General features: G+C 33.3%; 22 protein-coding genes. 17 read left to right on the top strand and 5 right to left on the bottom strand.

What is annotated here, in order from left to right; all coding sequences use genetic code 11:
- The gene (qatC, locus tag I5776_RS19060) at positions 1–1,353 is read left to right on the top strand and encodes a Qat anti-phage system QueC-like protein QatC (protein WP_202778089.1); all 1,353 of its coding nucleotides are present in this window, start codon (positions 1–3) and stop codon (positions 1,351–1,353) included.
- Positions 1,313–2,086 carry a Qat anti-phage system TatD family nuclease QatD gene (qatD, locus tag I5776_RS19055; protein WP_202778088.1) on the top strand — a complete coding sequence of 258 codons (774 nt, stop codon included), beginning with the start codon at positions 1,313–1,315 and terminating at the stop codon, positions 2,084–2,086. The genes qatC and qatD overlap by 41 nt, the downstream gene beginning before the upstream one ends.
- Positions 2,087–2,405: 319 nt before the next feature.
- Here the strand turns inward: qatD and I5776_RS19050 are convergent, their stop codons facing one another.
- From I5776_RS19050 to I5776_RS19035, 4 genes are all read right to left on the bottom strand, one after another.
- Positions 2,406–3,971, bottom strand: a complete 1,566-nt coding sequence (locus I5776_RS19050; protein WP_202778087.1) for a replication-relaxation family protein — start codon at positions 3,969–3,971, stop codon at positions 2,406–2,408.
- A gap of 79 nt (positions 3,972–4,050) precedes the next feature.
- On the bottom strand, positions 4,051–4,620 hold the full coding sequence (locus tag I5776_RS19045) for a hypothetical protein (protein ID WP_202778086.1): 570 nt from the start codon (positions 4,618–4,620) through the stop codon (positions 4,051–4,053).
- A 196-nt stretch (positions 4,621–4,816) separates the two neighbouring features.
- A complete protein-coding gene (locus I5776_RS19040) occupies positions 4,817–4,975 on the bottom strand; it encodes a hypothetical protein (RefSeq protein ID WP_246483845.1) in 159 nt (52 codons plus the stop codon).
- Positions 4,976–5,364: 389 nt separating this feature from the next.
- On the bottom strand, positions 5,365–5,916 hold the full coding sequence (locus I5776_RS19035) for a hypothetical protein (RefSeq protein WP_202778085.1): 552 nt from the start codon (positions 5,914–5,916) through the stop codon (positions 5,365–5,367).
- A gap of 453 nt (positions 5,917–6,369) precedes the next feature.
- Here I5776_RS19035 and I5776_RS19030 point away from each other — a divergent pair, with 453 nt between their 5' ends.
- On the top strand, positions 6,370–8,298 hold the full coding sequence (locus tag I5776_RS19030) for a hypothetical protein (RefSeq protein ID WP_202778084.1): 1,929 nt from the start codon (positions 6,370–6,372) through the stop codon (positions 8,296–8,298).
- 383 nt (positions 8,299–8,681) lie between these two features.
- Here I5776_RS19030 and I5776_RS19025 read toward each other — a convergent pair whose 3' ends face one another.
- Complete coding sequence (locus tag I5776_RS19025; protein ID WP_202778083.1) at positions 8,682–9,050, bottom strand: helix-turn-helix domain-containing protein; 369 nt, start codon at positions 9,048–9,050, stop codon at positions 8,682–8,684.
- Positions 9,051–9,181: 131 nt separating this feature from the next.
- Between I5776_RS19025 and I5776_RS19020 the strand changes: the two genes are divergently transcribed.
- The 14 genes from I5776_RS19020 to I5776_RS18960 all read left to right on the top strand — a co-directional run bounded on the left by I5776_RS19020 (position 9,182) and on the right by I5776_RS18960 (position 18,099).
- A complete protein-coding gene (locus I5776_RS19020) occupies positions 9,182–9,478 on the top strand; it encodes a hypothetical protein (RefSeq protein WP_202778082.1) in 297 nt (98 codons plus the stop codon).
- A 14-nt stretch (positions 9,479–9,492) separates the two neighbouring features.
- Positions 9,493–9,744 (top strand): hypothetical protein, encoded by a 252-nt coding sequence (locus I5776_RS19015; RefSeq protein WP_202778081.1) that lies wholly within the window; start codon positions 9,493–9,495, stop codon positions 9,742–9,744.
- A 76-nt stretch (positions 9,745–9,820) separates the two neighbouring features.
- Positions 9,821–10,117, top strand: coding sequence for a hypothetical protein (locus I5776_RS19010; RefSeq protein ID WP_202778080.1), 297 nt, complete (start codon positions 9,821–9,823; stop codon positions 10,115–10,117).
- Between the two features lie 182 nt (positions 10,118–10,299).
- Positions 10,300–11,904, top strand: coding sequence for a hypothetical protein (locus I5776_RS19005; protein WP_246483844.1), 1,605 nt, complete (start codon positions 10,300–10,302; stop codon positions 11,902–11,904).
- 9 nt (positions 11,905–11,913) lie between these two features.
- Positions 11,914–12,174 (top strand): hypothetical protein, encoded by a 261-nt coding sequence (locus I5776_RS19000; protein WP_202778078.1) that lies wholly within the window; start codon positions 11,914–11,916, stop codon positions 12,172–12,174.
- 282 nt (positions 12,175–12,456) lie between these two features.
- A complete protein-coding gene (locus tag I5776_RS18995; protein ID WP_016201525.1) occupies positions 12,457–12,651 on the top strand; it encodes a hypothetical protein in 195 nt (64 codons plus the stop codon).
- 175 nt (positions 12,652–12,826) lie between these two features.
- Positions 12,827–13,660, top strand: coding sequence for a recombinase family protein (locus I5776_RS18990; RefSeq protein WP_246483843.1), 834 nt, complete (start codon positions 12,827–12,829; stop codon positions 13,658–13,660).
- 46 nt (positions 13,661–13,706) lie between these two features.
- The gene (locus I5776_RS18985; protein WP_019382811.1) at positions 13,707–13,883 is read left to right on the top strand and encodes a hypothetical protein; all 177 of its coding nucleotides are present in this window, start codon (positions 13,707–13,709) and stop codon (positions 13,881–13,883) included.
- Positions 13,884–14,100: 217 nt separating this feature from the next.
- Positions 14,101–14,583, top strand: coding sequence for a hypothetical protein (locus I5776_RS18980; protein WP_136831123.1), 483 nt, complete (start codon positions 14,101–14,103; stop codon positions 14,581–14,583).
- A 62-nt stretch (positions 14,584–14,645) separates the two neighbouring features.
- Positions 14,646–14,885, top strand: coding sequence for a hypothetical protein (locus I5776_RS18975; RefSeq protein ID WP_246484022.1), 240 nt, complete (start codon positions 14,646–14,648; stop codon positions 14,883–14,885).
- 238 nt (positions 14,886–15,123) lie between these two features.
- A complete protein-coding gene (locus I5776_RS21850; RefSeq protein WP_107920603.1) occupies positions 15,124–15,654 on the top strand; it encodes a DUF6431 domain-containing protein in 531 nt (176 codons plus the stop codon).
- Positions 15,655–15,786: 132 nt separating this feature from the next.
- Positions 15,787–17,049: a DDE-type integrase/transposase/recombinase gene (locus I5776_RS18970; protein WP_107920604.1), complete on the top strand. Its 1,263-nt coding sequence runs from the start codon at positions 15,787–15,789 to the stop codon at positions 17,047–17,049.
- Positions 17,042–17,842, top strand: coding sequence for an ExeA family protein (locus tag I5776_RS18965; RefSeq protein ID WP_108073572.1), 801 nt, complete (start codon positions 17,042–17,044; stop codon positions 17,840–17,842). The genes I5776_RS18970 and I5776_RS18965 overlap by 8 nt, the downstream gene beginning before the upstream one ends.
- Positions 17,839–18,099 carry a DUF5348 domain-containing protein gene (locus I5776_RS18960; RefSeq protein ID WP_066233683.1) on the top strand — a complete coding sequence of 87 codons (261 nt, stop codon included), beginning with the start codon at positions 17,839–17,841 and terminating at the stop codon, positions 18,097–18,099. Before I5776_RS18965 ends, I5776_RS18960 begins: the two co-directional genes overlap by 4 nt.
- Positions 18,100–18,222 lie beyond the last annotated feature (123 nt).

The raw sequence follows: 18,222 nt of genomic DNA, 5'->3' as shown, positions 1-18,222 counted from the left end.
ATGAAATATAAAATTCAAATAACCTCAAGAGAGATTCAAAGGAATGGCATAAAGGATGTCAAAATTATTAGTGATGAGTTAGGAAATAACGTAGAATTAGACATTGATTTCACTAAATTAGTGAAATTTAACAGAACGGTATCTTCTACTATTAAAGACTTTCTTTTTTTCTCCACCATCGTTTATTCAATTGATAAATCTGTGAGTCGAAAAAGGTTCAGAGATAATTGGACTAGAGACCTAAGTATTGAAATACCTTTAGTGAATTTTGAATTATTTAATTCAGTTAAAGAAGAAATCGGAAATGCAGTATCTTTTTTGACAGGTGATAATTGGAAATTTGATTTTATTGAACTTAACGAAAATGTTTTTATTGATGACAATAGTAATGAACTAGACGATTCCTTTCCAAAACAGACAAGCTTATTTTCTGGGGGATTGGATTCACTAATTGGTGTAATTAATTGGTTAGAAGAAAACCAAGGAAAAGGTCTTGCTCTAGTAGGTCATTATGACAGGCATATAACTCAACCCAAAACAGATCAAGACTTATTATTTGATTTATTGAAGTCTGAATACGAAGGTAGGATAGAACTAGTACAAGTTAGAGTGGGACAATTTCACGGAGGGGAAGAAACTTCCCTAAGAAGTAGATCCCTATTATTTATTGCTCTAGGACTCTTCGTAAGTAATAGTGTTGATGCAACCGGTTCATTAATGATACCTGAAAACGGAGTAATTGCACTTAATGTACCTCTAACTCCTTCTAGAAGAGGTTCTTGTAGTACTAGGACAGCGCATCCTTTCTTTTTATCCAGCATACAAGAAATTTTGAATAAACTAAACATAGAAAATAAACTTACGAATCCGTTGAGCTACAGTACTAAAGGCGAAGCTGTAGCGAATTGTTTAAATCAACGTTTACTAAAGGAGTGTATCCCTTTAAGTGTATCTTGTGGTAAACGAGGACATACTGCAACATGGCAAAATCGTCATGCTAAAGGATGTGGAAGGTGTGTACCTTGCATTTATAGAAGAGCAGCTTTACATACTATAAATGCAGATGATGAAGTATATGGTGTTGATATCTGTTCAGAAAGCGTCGACATTGACTCTAATGGTGAATCAGAACAGGATCTGCGAGCATTTTTATCTTTTCTTAGAAAAAAATATACATCGGAAGATATCTCTCAGATATTAATATCAAATGGGAGAGTAGCACTCGATGAACTTTTTATTTATTCAGAAATGATTTATAGAGCTATGGAAGAATTAAAAATTTTATTAAAAGATAAAGGAAATCAAAAAATCAATGAAAAATCAGGATTATTCCAGAAAGAGTTTAATGGTTGATACCCATTGCCACGTCGACTTATATAAAAATCCCCATGAAACATGTGAGGAAACAGTAAAGAGTGGAATAAAAACAATAGCAGTTACGAATTTACCTAGTCATTTTGAAATCGGCTACCCTCATATTTTAAGGTATAGAAACATACGGCTTGCTTTAGGATTTCATCCATTACACATACAAAATCACGAATATGAACTTAAAATATTCGAGAGAAATGTGGATAAAACCTCTTATATTGGTGAAATTGGCTTAGATTTTACAAAAAAAGGGCAATATAATCAAAACTTACAGATTGAAGTATTTGAATCTATACTTAGGAAAATAAATACAAAACCTAAGTTTATAACGATTCACTCAAGAAAAGCTGAACAAGCTGTTTTAGAAATGTTAATGAAATATAACATGCAACCATGTGTTTTTCATTGGTATACAGGGCCATTAAATCTCATTGGTGAAATAGTTAAGTCGGGACATTATTTTTCAATAAATCCATCTATGACAACTAATGTGAATGGTATTAAAATCATTAATAAAATTCCTAGAGATAGGATATTAACTGAAACAGATGGTCCATTTGCAAAAGTTAATGGTGATACAATTTTACCTAAACATGTAAGAAATGTCATAGCATATTTGGCAGCAAGTTGGAAATTGAGTTTTGAAGAGGTACAAAATAAAATATACTCAAATTTTAATGAATTATTGAAACCAATTACAAGAACGGAAAAATAATAAAAAAATGTAATTTTAACTTGTTAGGGAACTCTATATACCTTTGTCAAAAAGAGTGCGAAAATAGATATTATCGCACTCTTATTTTATTCAGTTACATAAATTGTCTGTTAGCAATAAAACCTTTTAACGAAATGCACAAGGTAAAGAGAGTACACTAAAATGGAGAACTTTTTAAGATGAATGCGCTGATAATACATATGTTAGGGGGGAAATCCATAATAATTGCTAACAGCGGATGTACATAAGGTAAAGAGAGTACACCAAAATGGAGAACTTTTTAGGAAGAAGTATATACAAAAGCCAGTTATTCATTAGACTAGAATAACTGGCTTTTATCGATTTGCTTCTTATTAGCATTGTAAAGAAGGAGTTTACCGTTGGATATTTCATCTATAGCAGCGAATACTATATTGTCTATATCCATTCCGTTATTATCAACTATTTCTCTCGTTATCTTATTGGTGTTTACTTTCTTTGTTTTCCTAATGACATCATTAAATAGTTCATCTTTTCTTTCATACAATGCCAAGATCTTTGCATTATACTTAAACCAGCCATTTGCTGTAGGAATTGTATAATAAGCCAACCTCTCCATGTCTTTTACGTTTCCTTCTCTAATAAATACAGGAATAAAGTATTGTTCGTATTTATCTTCTGTATCCTGATAGTATCTAAACAAAAAATCCGGAATGAAGTTTAGACTGTTTGTCGATATGCCAAGAGTTGGATAAAAGTGTTTAGCGACAACCATAAACTTTAAATTTTTCCAATTTGGTTTCAACCCTGCCTTAATTAAAGTGATAAATGTATTTTTGTAAACTTCATAGTTATATGATTTTATGTTATTGATCAGTTCTAGATATACTGCTTCAAAAACTGTGTAAAATCTTTTCATACCGCTAACATAAACCCCAATTTTCCAGTCATTGTAGTCGTTCATATGAGCAATTTCATGTTTTAAGTTGGCAATACGAATGTCTTTGTTGCTATGGATGTTCTTGGTTATTACCACATCACTATCATCCATTAAAGCGAAGATGACTTTGTGGTTATGCTCTCTATCGTTCTTAGCCAACTCTTCATATCGGTACAGTTTTCCTTCGATAGATCTAACATCATGCTTTTCGATTATCGTATTGGTATGATCACGTTTAGTTTTTATTTTTTCATTTCCACTATCCACTTCGATGTAGAGGTATGTGTCTCTAATTTTGAATATCCAATCTGGTATTAATCCAGTCTTATCACCAAGTTGCTTATTAATAAGGGTGAATTCCTGTGGGATAAAAGATTGCGGCACACCTAATTCTCTGTGTCTGTCGATGAAAGTAGCATTGTACTGGGATAATGATTTTAAAGAGGGAATAAAGTCATTACCGTAATTTTGCTTCTTAAAGATAATAATAGGTTGTTCTAAATCTTCATCGTTATCTTCTCTGAACGGAATAACATATTTTCCTCCATCAGCAATATAAAAAGGCTCTTTTTGACTAATGCATTTTAAAATTTCTATAACAGATTGTTTAATAGCGAGGGTATGATCTAAGTTGCTCTTTGCCTGATATTTCAGTTTTTCTTCCATACCCAAGTAGCCGAGTTTTTTGAGAATTGTTTGACCTGCAGGTGTTAAGTTGATAATTGCCATTTCATATCCATTTTGCATTTTTTCTTTGCGTTTTTCTATGATATTAGCATTGTCCCACCGACTCATTTTTCTACGGAAAGCAGCATCACTTATATGTTTTAAGAGAGAGTAAAATTCATAAAACTGAGGTTGTGATAATATGCCCTGTTCGTTCAAGAAAAGAAGTGCGTATATATCTATGCTTTCTAATTGAATACGCCGTTTTTTCGATTTAGATAAATAATAATATAATTTCAAATTCCTATTCTCCTTTTTTACTTACATAAGATAAAGGCACACTCTCTAGATGAAAATGTGCCATCGGGTTTTTCGTCCTCTATGAAGTTAGCAAGTGTTTGTTATACTGCTTTAAAAACTCATAAAAGATGTCATTATCCATTTCCTTAATACTTTCTAATTCGCAATTTTTTTGTTGACTGTTTGCTTTATTGCTAAGGGATCTTGAATTATTGATGGCTTTTTTATCTTCAATAATTTCTTTGATAGAGAAGGTTTGACTGAAAATATCTATATTCCATTCGACATATACATTTGTGAATTTACTCTTTGCCTTCTCAATTTCATTATGGTCACCTAAAAATATTTTGTGGCTTACCTCAGTTTCAGTCTCGAAAAGATCGATAACATTTTTAAGTGAATATTCATGAATGAATCCAAGCCCAGAAAAACAGTACATGCCTTCCCCTTTCCAAGATATTTTCAAGGAAAGGTTTTCATCAATATCTTTGTCCTTTTCATCAATGTAATTTTCGTCTCTTAAAAATTGCAACGCTTGCTCTTCTAGATCCTTAACATTTGTTACATAAAATTTGCCTTGATAATTCTCTTCATTAATTAGCATTAGCTCTTCGTAAAGCGCATCATAAACCTTTTTATTTAATATCACATAGATTCCTCCAAATATATTTTAAGCAAAAATAAAAACCCCATAATGAGGTTTAAACGCAATAGTACGTTCGTTTAAACTCAGCAATGGGGCTTTCCCTTATTCCATTTTAAATTTATATAAATTACACGTAACGACGATTTTATTAATGGTTTAATTAAAATGACATGTCACTTAAAGGAAGTTAAAAAGTGTTTTACTTTCTTCTGCCGGAGAACCACCTATCCCAAAGTTCTTGAAATAGTGTATTTCTTTTTATCATGACAACATATCCAATTGCAAGCATAGCAACAGCAACAGGCTGAACAGGGAGGCCAACGAAAATGTTAACAACAATTGTATATGTCAGAGCCACAGTAAAACAGATACCTAGGATGTTAGCGTATAGTATTATTTTGTTGAAGTCCATGAGCTGTCCTCCCTTAAATTATATCCTGACTATATTTCCCGATTATAAATCAGGAGCATCCTAGTAACAAACTAGTAAAGGTTATTGGATGCGATTAATTTGTGTAGGTTTAATTTATATCAAAAAGGTCTTTCTTTTTCTATATAGTCGGAATTTAAAAGGATTTTCCATATGGCACATAAACCATTGATATTACTGGTATTAGAGAAAGAGATAGTATACTCGTTGAACGGACCCCTTTAACGGATATACTTTAACGTGCATAGTTATCCTTTTTGTTGCTTGAAAAGCATGCTTGATTTAACTTTTATATGCCTCTTTGCACTGTAAGTTTATTATTGGAAATTGCCATCATATAAATCTAAAAATGTCTCAATTGCTTTGTTAACAATGAATTTCTTCTCAAGTCCACTAGTGTTAGCAAAGTCGTCTAGTCGCTGCATTACATGCTCTTGGACCGGAACGTTCAGCTGTTTTGTTAAGGAATCTGTATTCCTATAAGCAGCATGTTCAAAAAGAAGTTTTCCAAACAATTCGTATTTTAGGGTTGCAGTCTCCCTTTCATAATTCCCTTTTATATATTCCTCCACAATTTTCTTTAGGGTGGTTATTTCCTGTTCATTCAAATCTAAACTATCAACGGTGGTTTTTGATCTATCTTTTGAGTAAGATATTGTCCAAAATTGCTTAGTTAGGATACTTGGATCAATTTTGGTGAAGTTCCATTCGCCGTTAGACTCACAGGTGGCTCCCGCAGCCTTTAATCTATTAGAAACAGTGGAAGCTGCTTTGTAGCCTTTCGAGTTACAGATTTCTTGTTCTTTAGTTCCACCCTCAATTAGTGAAATGATATCTTGTAAAGTTGCTTTATCGATGTCTATCTCCATTTTAATTATTCCCTCCTTTCATTTAAAGGTAAAAACATTTTAGCTTGAACTTTTTCCAATTCGAATAGAAAAATAAAAATTATTTACTTAATCTTGAATTTTTATTGGTGTTTCCTTTTAATGAAGTTAAAACAAATAGATGTTAGTTTTTTCTAATGAAACTGATTAAGTTTTTGCTAAGTTTCATTTAAGTTAAAGTAGACTTTAATGAAATTTACATAGAACTTAAAATTTTTTTGAAAAGGGGTTCGAATATCAAAAACAATAATTATAATATTTTAAGATTTTAGCTTGAAATTAAATTATCAAAAAGAAGGAGGTCCCCTATATAAGTTAGTCTAATGAATTTTCTTGCTAAAAAAATAAATAAAAAAAGGGAAAACCCCAAACTTGGTTAAGAGTGGCCTTATGACCATCTTTACTTGTTTGGGGTTTTTATTATGGAGGAAAAATATGAATCGAGAAAACAAAGTTGCAACGGAAACTAAAAGTCGCAAAAAGTCCAAAGTAGGAAGAAGTATAGGTTTATACAATGATGTGATGGTAGGAATTGAAGATTCTTCGGCTCGTAATGAGCATGAAAATATTCAGCAAAACAATAGAAAACTCCAGTTTGATTTGTATCCAACAGGAGAATCTATTCTCAATAGTGATTGTCTTCGAATCAATAAAGAAAAAAAGTATTATTATGTTCGAGTAAAGACAGGGGAAAATACGTATAAAGAAAATCCAATCTCTAACTTTATTGTTGTTCCGCTCTATACGACCAAAAGACAAGGTGGCAAACAGATTTATATTTTAAAACTAATCTCTGACAGTCAGACAAAAGTGGTCGAATTTGATGGTGAGACTTTAGCAATTCATACAGCTTTTAAAAAACATTGCATGAATAACGGAAGATTTAATTGGTTTGGTAAACAAACAAACTTAGATAGTCTCATAAACATGATTTTAAAAAGCCCTATGAAAGAACTTGAGTTTATATCATATATGGGGCGGAATGAAAAGGAGGATATCTGGATTTTTCCATCACATGCGTATTGTCGTGATAAGGTAATTTTTGCAGATGAAGATGGAATTATTGCAGTGAACGGTAAGTATTTTAAAGTGGATATTGATAAAGACGACGAATATAGAATACATCCACATATTGATAAAGCTCCCACTAAGGAGGATTTAGTCACATACTTTAAATGCCTTAAATTACTCTATGGCCAATATTCATATCTTGCTTTCGGTTATATTGCTGGAACAATGAATGTTGATAGCATTGTAAAGGAAACGGATTATTTCCCGTTTTTATACCTATACGGAAAACACGGTCAAGGTAAGAGTACAGCCGTTAAAGAGTTTACAAAAATGGCAGGTATTAATGTATCGTTGAATACTCCGCCATCGTTGGATAGTTTAAGAAAGGGTATGAGTCGAAAATCCTCTATGCCTTTTGTCGTAGACGAAGCTGAAAATAAAAATGACAGTAGCAAGGGGATGGATTTTATTAAAACCTGTTCAGATTCACTTAAAAATAATGTTTATATGAGGCAGGATTTCATTAGAGGGCATATAGATGAATCTACTATAATTCGATTTCCCGTAAAGGCGACTTTAATGTTAAGTGGGGAAGTATTGACCAGCGTGCCATCAATAATTCAAAGATCAGTTTTATTTGATGCTTCAAAGATTAGTTTTAATGAAGAGGCTATTAGAAAGGTCAAAGCTCTTAAAGAAGTACCATATTGGGTAGGACAGTATTTAATGAGAACATCGTATAGATGGAAGCATAACTTTTTACGACTTTATCATGAAATCCTTGATTATTTTAGTAGTAGGGGATGGAGTAATATTCACATTCGAATTCGGTCGCATTATGCTATGTTTCTTGCTTCAGCTTTTGCAGCCTTTGCCCAATTAAATGACTTTTTAGAGGATGAAATATTTTTTTCTAATCCAGAAGATAGAATTGAAATTTATCAATTTGTATATCAGGAGATGAAAGAAACGCAACAACTGACAATCGAAGACCATCCTACTATGGATTTTCTGCGCAAGATTGGTTTACTGGCTAAGAAAGGTCAATTACAGAATAATAGTGATTATAAGTGTGTAATAGAAGATGGTTCCACCTATTTATACTTGGCTCCATCTAATACCTATGAAGCTTATAGGATGTCAGAAAGAGTCCCATTCTACCCATCAAGTAACAAGGTAGTTAAAGACTTACAAACGTATTCATTTTTTATTAGGAGTGTTAAACACAGAATTGGTACTAGTAATCCTAGGGCGTGGTTAATACAATTATCTGATCCGGGTAATCCTGAATCAATTAAGGATGGCATTGTTCATCCTGAGTTGCCCGATACAATGATTTACTTCTATAAATGAAATCTGTAGAGAAAGTTCCAAATGACGTTCCGAAATTAACAGATAAGATGAAACGTCTAAAATTCAGTAATATCAAGGTTTAACAACATATTGTTCCAACGTTCCATTACTTTTGAGAGAGCGTTGGTATATAAATTACACCCTGTAGGTTATACTTTCTTTCAAAAATAGTAAAAAAATTAGTATTTCGGAACATAGTACTGATTTACTCATTAAAAACCTTTATATAAAAGGAAAAACAATTAAGGAATAATGTTCCGAATGGGATATATTATTCGGAACCTCTTCGGAACATAAATAGAACTGTAAAAAAAATTGAGCAAAAAGTTGAGCAGTCCGATTCATAAAAGAGTCGGACTGCGTTTTTTTTATGTATTTCATTCTCATTCTTTGATACTGGAAAATAAAAAAATGAACAATGCTCTTTTTTGTTCAAACGTCATCTTGGAAACTAACTTTCCTATTTTATGTTCAATTTCTTTGTTTGCATCCACAGATTCCTCGAAATTCCAAGTCAAAGAAGTTTGGTGATATATATTATCCCTTTCAAGCATTTGAAAAAATTGACTTCTTGTAATGTCAAATTCCTTACATATAGATTCCAACAGGGAAAACGTTACTTCTTGTCTTCCTGATTCAATCTTAGATAAGGACGGTTGTGATATTTTTATTTTTTTTGCGAAGTCAACCATTGTCATATTATTTTTCTTTCTAAGTTCCTTGATTAGTCTTCCAATTAATAAATCACTCATATTTCAATTCCAACCTTCTACACAACATTATTAGTAATCGTATCGTTATTGAATTTTACAATCAATATATTTCGTGTTATATTCTAATTATGAATATATTCATTTTTAGAATAAAGAAGGGCGGTTTTTTTATGATTGACGGCTTTCAAAAGGTAGTTAATAGGCTAATTGAAGAAAGACTCGAACAAATTATCACAAGTGATGAGTATGTGATGTATTCAGAATTACTCCATAAAGATCTAGATGAAAAACTTGCCCAATTTGGGAAGTTTGAGGATGAAACAAAAAAAGATGAATTTATTGATGATATTAGAGCTAACATTTTTGAGCAGGTACATATCCAAACGAAATTAGCATATCGTACTGCTTTTAATGATGCCCTCGTGTTTGCTATAAACACATTAGTAAATCCGCAGAAAATGTTTTAATGGGAGGTTTATCTTTGGCATATTCTAAACATTTAGGATTTATTCAAGTGGACTTATATAGAATCACAAAAATAAATCAGGATCCTCGTACCGATATTTATGATGAACTTTTAATGGATATAATAACCGTCCTTGCAAAGTACGAGGTTGTAACTGAAAACTTTATTTTTGACTTTACTAGTAGTGAAGATTGCGACAAAAAGGATATTTTTCACCTGTCACTTATAAAGGCAGGTAAGAGAATAGAGAAGGAAAATAACAGCTGAAAAAAGCAGTATATTCGCTATTAAAGGTGAGCGCTAGGGAGGACTAATAAATAGTTATAAGAGGGAGGCATCTGAGATGCAGGTATATTCAGGAAAGCTGGTAATAGATTTAGCAACAATTGTTGATGATGCAGATGAAAACATTATGAAAAATAATGCTCATGAAGCATTAACTTCAGAAGTGACACACGAACTGCGAACGATACTGGGGGCAGCTGGATATTTGGCTGGAAGTGTAGGAGCAACATTGGAGAAAGTAGAAGATGCTAACCCGAACGATTATTCAATGATTAAGTCATATGTAGAACAATCCAAGAAAGATGTACAACGAGTATATAACAAAGCCAATAGAGAAACTTATAGAATTGAGTAACAGGATGCAATAAATGCAGCTGTTCTATAATTCTAGGAGGCGCAGTCAATTCCGGAAAAACAACTATAAAAGGTTATCTTATTAATGTTGGGATAGCCTTTTTTTCGGAGATATTAAAACATCGCAATAAAGGAGAAGCGAGTTCTCTTTTAATTGTAACTGAAAAAAGGGTGTGGTTTTGGGTGGGTACTTATGTTCGTCTGTCTATTCTTCCTCATCAGATTTCACAACAAGATTGGATAAGTGTTTATAAAGAAACTGTGAAATTACTGAAAGCTTATGATTTTGCAGATTTAGGAGAAAAAAAGTTATTTGATATTCAGATGCCTGTATATGTTAAATCCGAAGAACATGAAGAGCCTTCTCGATTTTGGAGAACATGTGGGAACTTAGGCAGTAAGAAATTTGCAGAAACTTTCAGGCTTTACTCTGATATTAAAATGTATAGGGAGGCTGCGCCAGCTTTTAATAATGAAACAGATATTTTAAAGGGATACGAAAGCTCAGTTGTTGTTTTTAATGCTAAGACTCAAGGATATCCATACCATCTTTACATATTAGCCATAGCTATGCTAATTGAGAGCCGTTTCCCCAAGTTTGCTAGTGTAAGTGGAGATATAGATCATCTGCAGTGTGTAAAAGCAAAACAATGGGCAGACACTCATCTCTCAACCCCAATAAAGTTACCTTTACGCGTTGATCCACGGCAGTTGCTTAACCGATTTTCTCCAAAAAATGAAAGTGAAAAAATAGAATTGATTGAAAAATGGACTATTGCAGATCAGGAAAAAATCTTAGAGCTAGTTTATACGTACTCTGATAAAGAAACCTTCCACAAGTGGATTAAGGAAAAATTAGTTAAGCACTCTTCTCCAACACAAATTGGAGCTGTTAAGCTCTTGGTCTATTATCTGAATCTAGTTAGGGACGTTAATAGTTTGTTTTCAATGGCTTGCAAGGAGGAAGGTGGACCCAAGTATAAACCCGAAGAAATGCTAAGGGCAATTACTCTTACTTGGGTAAGTATCCCTCCACAAAACTATGATTTTTTGGAGGCATTTCGCAAAATTGAAGGTCATCCAGCTATTGTTGAAAGAACATTTGGAATGATGGTAATGGATATCAAATTTCCGGGCCGGGAAATTAAAACCTATATACCTTTAAATGAGGTTGTGGAAAACTTCACCAATTGTTATCCAGAATGGGATAATAAAGCGAATCTTTTATTGCAACAAGGTAATAGTAGGATAGAAGAAGAACTTCAGGAATTTTATAGAAGTATTGCTCCTATATTGGCTCTAAATAATGAGAAGGAAAGCGAAGGTAGTTTTTTGGATAATGAAGATGCTTTTCTTTATTTTAATAATCATTCGGTTTTGCTTTCCGAAGAGCAGGACTTTCATTTAAAAACAGTAGCATATAGCATTGAAAAATTTTTAACCAAAAATCCTGAAATTAAAGAACGGTTGTATGGGGATGATATTGGATCGATGAAGCTAATACTCGGAAAGATGCTTACTGAAAAGTTTCGGATGTTTCTTACAGAAGATGCTTGGCTATGGATTGAAGGGATTCGGGAAGAAGAGTTTATTATAACGTTACTTGCAAAGCTAATACTCGATGACTCTTATAATTTTAAAATGAAAGCTAATAACTATAGGCTGTTAAGAGGTATGTTTGAAAACAAGCTAATCACTGAAAAAATAACAGAGTATAGAAAAGACCCCAGAGTAATAACCCACATTCAAGAAATGATTGATAAGGAAAAGAACACTAATGAAGGTTGAGGGATGCAAATGAAGCTTCTAATGTGCCTTGAATGTAATGATATATTTAATCTGGATCTGTCAGAAAAAAGCTGCAGCTGCGGAAGAAGTAAGGGGAAATATATAAATCAGCAACTTGCCGAATATACTGGTGAATTTGCATTGCCCATTGGCTTTTCTAATCCATCTTTAATAAATGCAATTAAGGATCAACCGAATGAAGGATTGGGTAAGGAGTTCACTGCTTTTGTTGTCCCTAAAAAATGTGAGACTTTTTTTAAGAGGTTCTAAACCCCTTTTTTACTTTAGAGGCTTTATATAGATCAATAAAGATAAAGTTGAGCATAGGTATAGTGAGGGCGAATTTTAATCATAGCAATTTGGTTGGCTAAGAAGGATTTCAATGAAAGTAATCAATAGAAGTTTATTTTATCAGATGATGATAAAGATTTGATTGATTTCATTATTAATGAATTCTATTTGCTAATAAGTAAAGAATTATCAACCGCATCATTAAACAGACCCTAAAAATAAATGATATGTTATTACGCAGTAGGTTGTAGGTGAATTTCAATGTCAGTTTCTTTATATGATAGCCTGATAGAAGAGATAATCAAGAAAGGCGAAGTTAAAGTACCATTAACAGATTGTGATGCTCAATTTTATCTTGAAGATGTTTTAAGGGAGAAAGGAATACGATTTAAGAAAATTGTTCCTCTTAGAAATAGAGGAAGAGCGATTAAAACCCTAATTTTTAAAATTCAATAAAACTATAAATTAGCTATTGCAAAATGCTAATGTAGGTGTTATTATTTTTACAACTTAATAAACGAACAAGGGAAAACCCCAACAAATAAATTTACGACATTTATTAATTCGTAGGTTTATTCGTTGGGGTTTTTTGTCGTATTTAAGCAAAAATATAGAAAAGAGAGTGATTTATATGTCAAAAAGGGACAGTTTAGAGCAAGGAAACAATGAAAACTTATATCAGTACTTTTTAGAAGAAGAAAGAAAGTATAAAGCTGCGAGGATAGCATTAGGATTAAAAAGAGCAAGAGAACAAGGGCAGGTTATTATTAGCAGAGTACCTTTTGGTTACCGTTCCTCATATGGAAAACTACAAATCGATGTACAAGAAGCTAAAGTTGTAGAAAAAGTATTTCAATATTTAGCTGCAGAGAAATCTTATAAGAGTGTTTCTAACTTGCTTAATAGTCATGGATATTCTTATAAGAATAGGCCTTGGAATCCGAGTAATATCAGATTAATAGCAAAATCTCCTATTTATATTGGAAAACTATATTTTAACAAGACAACAACTCGGTATTTAGAAGACGGCAAATCTCAAATCATTAAAAATCCTCAAAGTGAATGGAAAAAAATAAGTGTACCATCAATTGTGACACCAGAACTTTTCAGCAGAGTTCAAAGGATTTTATCAATGAAGACAGATAAAAAGATTAAACTGGAGGAAAATAATATGACTAGCAATAAGAAAATTGTATTTTACCATAGAACAAATGTTGGAAGTAAAGAAGATTATCAACCAATTGGTCAAATACTAAAGAGTAAACTTGGTAATATTGATGAATTTTATATTGACGATTCATGCTCAGGTATATCTGATCCTTTTAAAAGAGGTTCGTTTCAGAAAATGAAAAAAGACATTGAAGCTGGAATGATTGGAAAGATGGTAATAAAGGATTATAACCGTATTAGCAGAAATAATGAGGATTTAGCTAAAGTATTAGACTTTCTTCGTAAACGGTGTTGAAGTAGTCATCTGCAATTAATAAAAATATTTGAGAGGTGTTATAAGCTTGAGAAAACACACGAATGACATTGTATCGAAAAAAGGATTAGGCTATGTAAGAGTAAATGATAAAAGGATGCTACAACAATTTGAAGAAAAATTGTTAAACGAGTTGAACTGCTTCTTAGAAGAATACAGGCGAATTAGAATAGCTACGGAAATTCTTCAGAATGGATACCAATAATGAATTAAAAACCGTCTTCAATTTAGACGGTTTTTTAGGTTCATTAGGAATACCCCTATTTTTACCATTTTATTGGTGGATAACTAATTTTACTTGTGTGAATGATTCTACAAGAAAAAATTGTAAAATTATTTGGATATTTCTGTTAAAATAAAAGGAATATTTATAATAAGTTAGGTTGAAAATCAATTTCATATATTAAGGGGGAACCATCGTAATGAAAATTACAAAGGGGATTATAATTGGAATTATTTTCGGTTTAATTTTATCGTTCTGTATTTCATTTATATTTATGGTAGTTGCACAAGGATTAGCAGGTGGCTTTACATCTTTATTTGGAGAGAGATGGTTATACTACGCAACGTTTATTCCCTTTGTATTAACCTTTTCAATATTAGGATCTTACTTTGCAAAACGAGAAAATGTATCAAACAAAAAACTTTGGTTATTGAGTCTAATATCAGCATTGTTTATAACCCTCTATAGTGGAACTATTGGGGCTTTATTTGGTGAGTATCTTGTCAGGGGAGGAAGCCTTAGAACTTATACAGCGGGTGGTTTTACTGGCGTTAATGTAGAGGGTGTCTTAGTTTGGGGAACCATTTATGCTTTTATTATGTTGCCTTTGACTGTACCATTGGCACGTTTGAGCATCCAAGTATTCTTCCAATTGCTTAGTAAATATAAAATACCGTGTTAAGCAGCAACAAGTTATCTCTTCGAGTACTGTTATTAATTTGAAAAGGAGAAATTCCATTGGTGATGGTTGAAAAGTTTAACCTTAATGAAGAAACGTTAAATTTTATACTTGATTTTGAAAAGAAAGTTGAAAAGGGTAGAGTTTTTACAAATAAGGAATTGGTAGAGCTGTTTGAATCGTCCTCTTTCTACAACGAGGTGGTGCAGTCTTATTATAAGACGGCAATACAAAAATCTATCTGGTGGGCTGTTAAAAGGAGTAATAACTGGCTAATGGAGAGAGGAAAATATACTAAATTATAGGGGCTATTTTTAAAGGTTAGTACTGTTTTAGATAACGACTAAAATCTATTATTGGACTTAAAAGAAATACAGTTAGTTAATTTAGAACGGTGGTGATTCCAGAATGAAAGTAGTGTAAATAGCCACTTTATTTCCTCCAAAAACCAAATATTTTTTTCAAATTCCTCCAGATTAATCTATATACTTCTCCGACAGAATGTGCTAAATTTTTTGCATATTAGTTGGGAGGAGTTTTTTTATGATCATTCCGCATGATTTTGGTATTGAATTAATAGAGTATGAGGCAAAGGGAAAAAAGAACGAATTTCCTTTGTTTGAAGAGTGCCCAAACTGTAAATGCCCCTCTCCTGGAAATCTACATCGGAACGGTTATTACTGGCGGTATGCGGTTACGGAGGAGTTTTCTATTAGAATCCCAATTTGTCGTATGAAATGTTTACACTGTGAAGCGAATTTTTCGATTCTTCCTGATTTTCTTATTCCGTACTACCAACATACTATACATACTATTTTAGGGCGGGTTCTTCAAAATCTGGAGGGGAAAAAATCAAATGGCAGCCGTCAGCTACTAAAGTTTCATCTGAATCGTTATCTTAAGAATGTGAATTGGGTCCATAGTTTCTTTGTTAGTCTAGGGCGAGTGATCGGAATGTCAGGTGATATAAAAAAGGAAGCCATAAAATATATGAAAATGATCCTTGATTTTGGCGAATCACCCTTCTTACGAAGGAGCTGGGGTCATTTTTCAAAATACCTTATGGCAAATTAATTCTATCAAAAATGGAGAGATATGAAAATATTATTCATCCCACATACTTTTTTCATCGTCATAAAATGTCGGAGAAAGTAGAATGGAATCATGGATAACCGGTTGTCCTTCTATTAAAAGGAGGAAGATTCCATGAATGAAAAAGAACGTGAACAAGTAGCTTTATTTCGATATGGGCTCATTGCCCCATTATTTAATGGACAAATTGATTCAAATGAATATTTGAAAGGATTAGAGGGGAAAATTCATTCTATTCCTTATTACGGAGAACGGAAAATTGCCGTAAAAACAATAAAAGAATGGCTGCTTCATTATCAACGAAATGGATTTGAAGCACTAAAGCCGAAAAAACGGATGGATCGAGGGAATTCTAGAAGACTATCACCCGATGATCTAGATCAAATTCTTGAAATACGAAAAAAATCTCTCCATATGCCAGTCAGTGTCTTCTACGAACAACTTCTGGAGAAAGGAGAGATCACAAAAAAACAAATATCTTACTCTACTATAAACCGATTACTCAAAAAACACAATCTTGTAGGGAAAAGTATCGTGGCAAGCCCGGAACGAAAAAGGTTCGCCCATGACAAAGTAAATGTATTATGGCAGGCCGATTTATCCCATGGCCCATACGTTCGGATCAATGGAAAAAGCAAAAAAACTTATTTGATTGCTTATATTGATGACTGTTCGCGCCTAGTTCCGTATGCAGAGTTCTTCTCATCCGAGAAATTCGATGGATTAAGAGTCGTAACCAAAGAGGCGTTAATCAGAAGAGGAAAACCAACCATTATTTATGCGGATAATGGCAAGATCTATCGATCCGAAACGCTTCAATATGCGTGTGCTCAGCTTGGAATCACTCTGGCTCACACACAACCGTATGATCCTCAAAGCAAAGGGAAAATTGAAAGGTTCTTTAAAACCGTTCAAACAAGGTTTTATCCTTTATTGCAGGCCAACCCAGTTCATTCACTAGAGGAATTAAATGAAAGGTTTTGGCGTTGGTTAGAAGAAGATTATCATCGAAGGGTACATGCGTCCTTAGAAGGAAGAACCCCACATGAAATGTTTCACGCACAACTTGAAAATATCACCTATCTGGAGGATCCATCCATTCTGGACACCATCTTCTTGAAACGGGAACAACGAAAGGTAAAGGCGGATTCGACCATTACGTTGAATAAGCACCTTTACGAAGTTCCTTCTCGTTTTATAGGATCCTCCATCGATGTGCGATTGGATGAACATGGGGTCTATATATTTGAAGATGATAAGAAGGTAGCAGAAGCCACGCCTGTATCTATGAAGGATAATGCATATGTAAAACGAGTCCGTTCTCCCTTTTCAGTATCTCAAGTAGAAGAACAGAAGGAGGAACGAGATCATGTATAAATCTTTTTATTCCTTAGCCCAAACTCCTTTTTCAAAGGATTTACGACCTTCAGACGCTTTTCCTTCATCGGATTATCATGGGGCATTGAGCGCATTAAAGTATTTACAGCAATCAAAAGGAATTGGACTTATTACGGGAGACCCTGGAGCAGGAAAAACATTTACCTTGCGTACTTTTAAGGAATCATTGAATCCTTCCCTCTATCATGTCGTCTATTTCCCCCTTTCAACAGGCGGTGTAATGGATTTTTATCGAGGATTAGTCTATGGCCTAGGAGAAGAGCCGAAGTTTCGTAAGGTAGATCTTTTTCGGCAAATTCAACAAGGGATTGAGCGAATGGCAGGAGAACGAAAAATTACTCCCGTGTTTATATTAGATGAAATGCATATGGCAAAAGATGCTTTTTTACAGGATATAGCAATTTTATTTAATTTTCAAATGGATTCTATAAACCCATTTATCTTAATTATGGCGGGGTTGCCACATTTAAAGACGCGATTAACCTTAACTCACCATCGTCCGCTTTCTCAAAGAGTAATCGCGAAATTTGAAATACAGCCATTATCAAGGGAGGAAGTAGCAAAATACATCGATCATCATATGAAAATAGCTGGGGCGAAGATGCCCATCTTTACCGAATCAGCAATAGAAGCCATTGCCTTACGTTCTCAAGGATGGCCACGTGTCATCAACAAACTCACAATCAATAGTCTACTGTTTGGATCGCAGTTAAAGAAGGAACAAATTGACGAAGAAATCGTAAGGTTGGCTATAGAGGACAGCAGTTTATGATATCACGGGGGATATTAGTATTTGACCATCGCGACCAAGAGTGGAGAGTCTGGATTGGGCAACAAGCATACTGGATGGGTCAGGGCGATTCGTTTGAGCTTCGTATTCGAAACAAGTACTTTCGGACACATTTACAAAAGGATTTGGATTGGTTTATTACTTTAGATTATGATGTTAGCTTTATCCTTCACATAGATGAAATATATAAGATTAAAATAGAAAAGCACGATTATATACCAGTAGATTCCCCTTTTTAGGGGATTTCTCTTTATCTATATAGATGAAATAATTCGAACAAGATTTTGCACAATCGGAAACATTGTAAAAAAATACGCACATTATTTCGGTAAATTGACTGGAGTAATTTGAAAAAGTGTATC

The sequence above is a fragment of the Heyndrickxia vini genome, assembly GCF_016772275.1.
Lineage (GTDB): Bacteria > Bacillota > Bacilli > Bacillales > Bacillaceae_C > Heyndrickxia > Heyndrickxia vini.
The sequence above is the reverse complement of the archived record's forward strand: the minus strand, read 5'-3'. Positions and strand labels throughout refer to the sequence as shown.

Coding starts and splice junctions, on each gene's coding strand:
- qatC (WP_202778089.1), top strand. CDS start 1: ATGAAATATAAAATTCAAATAACCTCAAGAGAGATTCAAAGGAATGGC.
- qatD (WP_202778088.1), top strand. CDS start 1,313: ATGAAAAATCAGGATTATTCCAGAAAGAGTTTAATGGTTGATACCCAT.
- I5776_RS19035 (WP_202778085.1), bottom strand. CDS start 5,916: ATGGAGATAGACATCGATAAAGCAACTTTACAAGATATCATTTCACTA.
- I5776_RS19030 (WP_202778084.1), top strand. CDS start 6,370: ATGAATCGAGAAAACAAAGTTGCAACGGAAACTAAAAGTCGCAAAAAG.
- I5776_RS19025 (WP_202778083.1), bottom strand. CDS start 9,050: ATGAGTGATTTATTAATTGGAAGACTAATCAAGGAACTTAGAAAGAAA.
- I5776_RS19020 (WP_202778082.1), top strand. CDS start 9,182: ATGATTGACGGCTTTCAAAAGGTAGTTAATAGGCTAATTGAAGAAAGA.
- I5776_RS19010 (WP_202778080.1), top strand. CDS start 9,821: ATGCAGGTATATTCAGGAAAGCTGGTAATAGATTTAGCAACAATTGTT.
- I5776_RS19000 (WP_202778078.1), top strand. CDS start 11,914: ATGAAGCTTCTAATGTGCCTTGAATGTAATGATATATTTAATCTGGAT.
- I5776_RS18995 (WP_016201525.1), top strand. CDS start 12,457: ATGTCAGTTTCTTTATATGATAGCCTGATAGAAGAGATAATCAAGAAA.
- I5776_RS18990 (WP_246483843.1), top strand. CDS start 12,827: ATGTCAAAAAGGGACAGTTTAGAGCAAGGAAACAATGAAAACTTATAT.
- I5776_RS18980 (WP_136831123.1), top strand. CDS start 14,101: ATGAAAATTACAAAGGGGATTATAATTGGAATTATTTTCGGTTTAATT.
- I5776_RS18975 (WP_246484022.1), top strand. CDS start 14,646: ATGGTTGAAAAGTTTAACCTTAATGAAGAAACGTTAAATTTTATACTT.
- I5776_RS21850 (WP_107920603.1), top strand. CDS start 15,124: ATGATCATTCCGCATGATTTTGGTATTGAATTAATAGAGTATGAGGCA.
- I5776_RS18970 (WP_107920604.1), top strand. CDS start 15,787: ATGAATGAAAAAGAACGTGAACAAGTAGCTTTATTTCGATATGGGCTC.
- I5776_RS18965 (WP_108073572.1), top strand. CDS start 17,042: ATGTATAAATCTTTTTATTCCTTAGCCCAAACTCCTTTTTCAAAGGAT.
- I5776_RS18960 (WP_066233683.1), top strand. CDS start 17,839: ATGATATCACGGGGGATATTAGTATTTGACCATCGCGACCAAGAGTGG.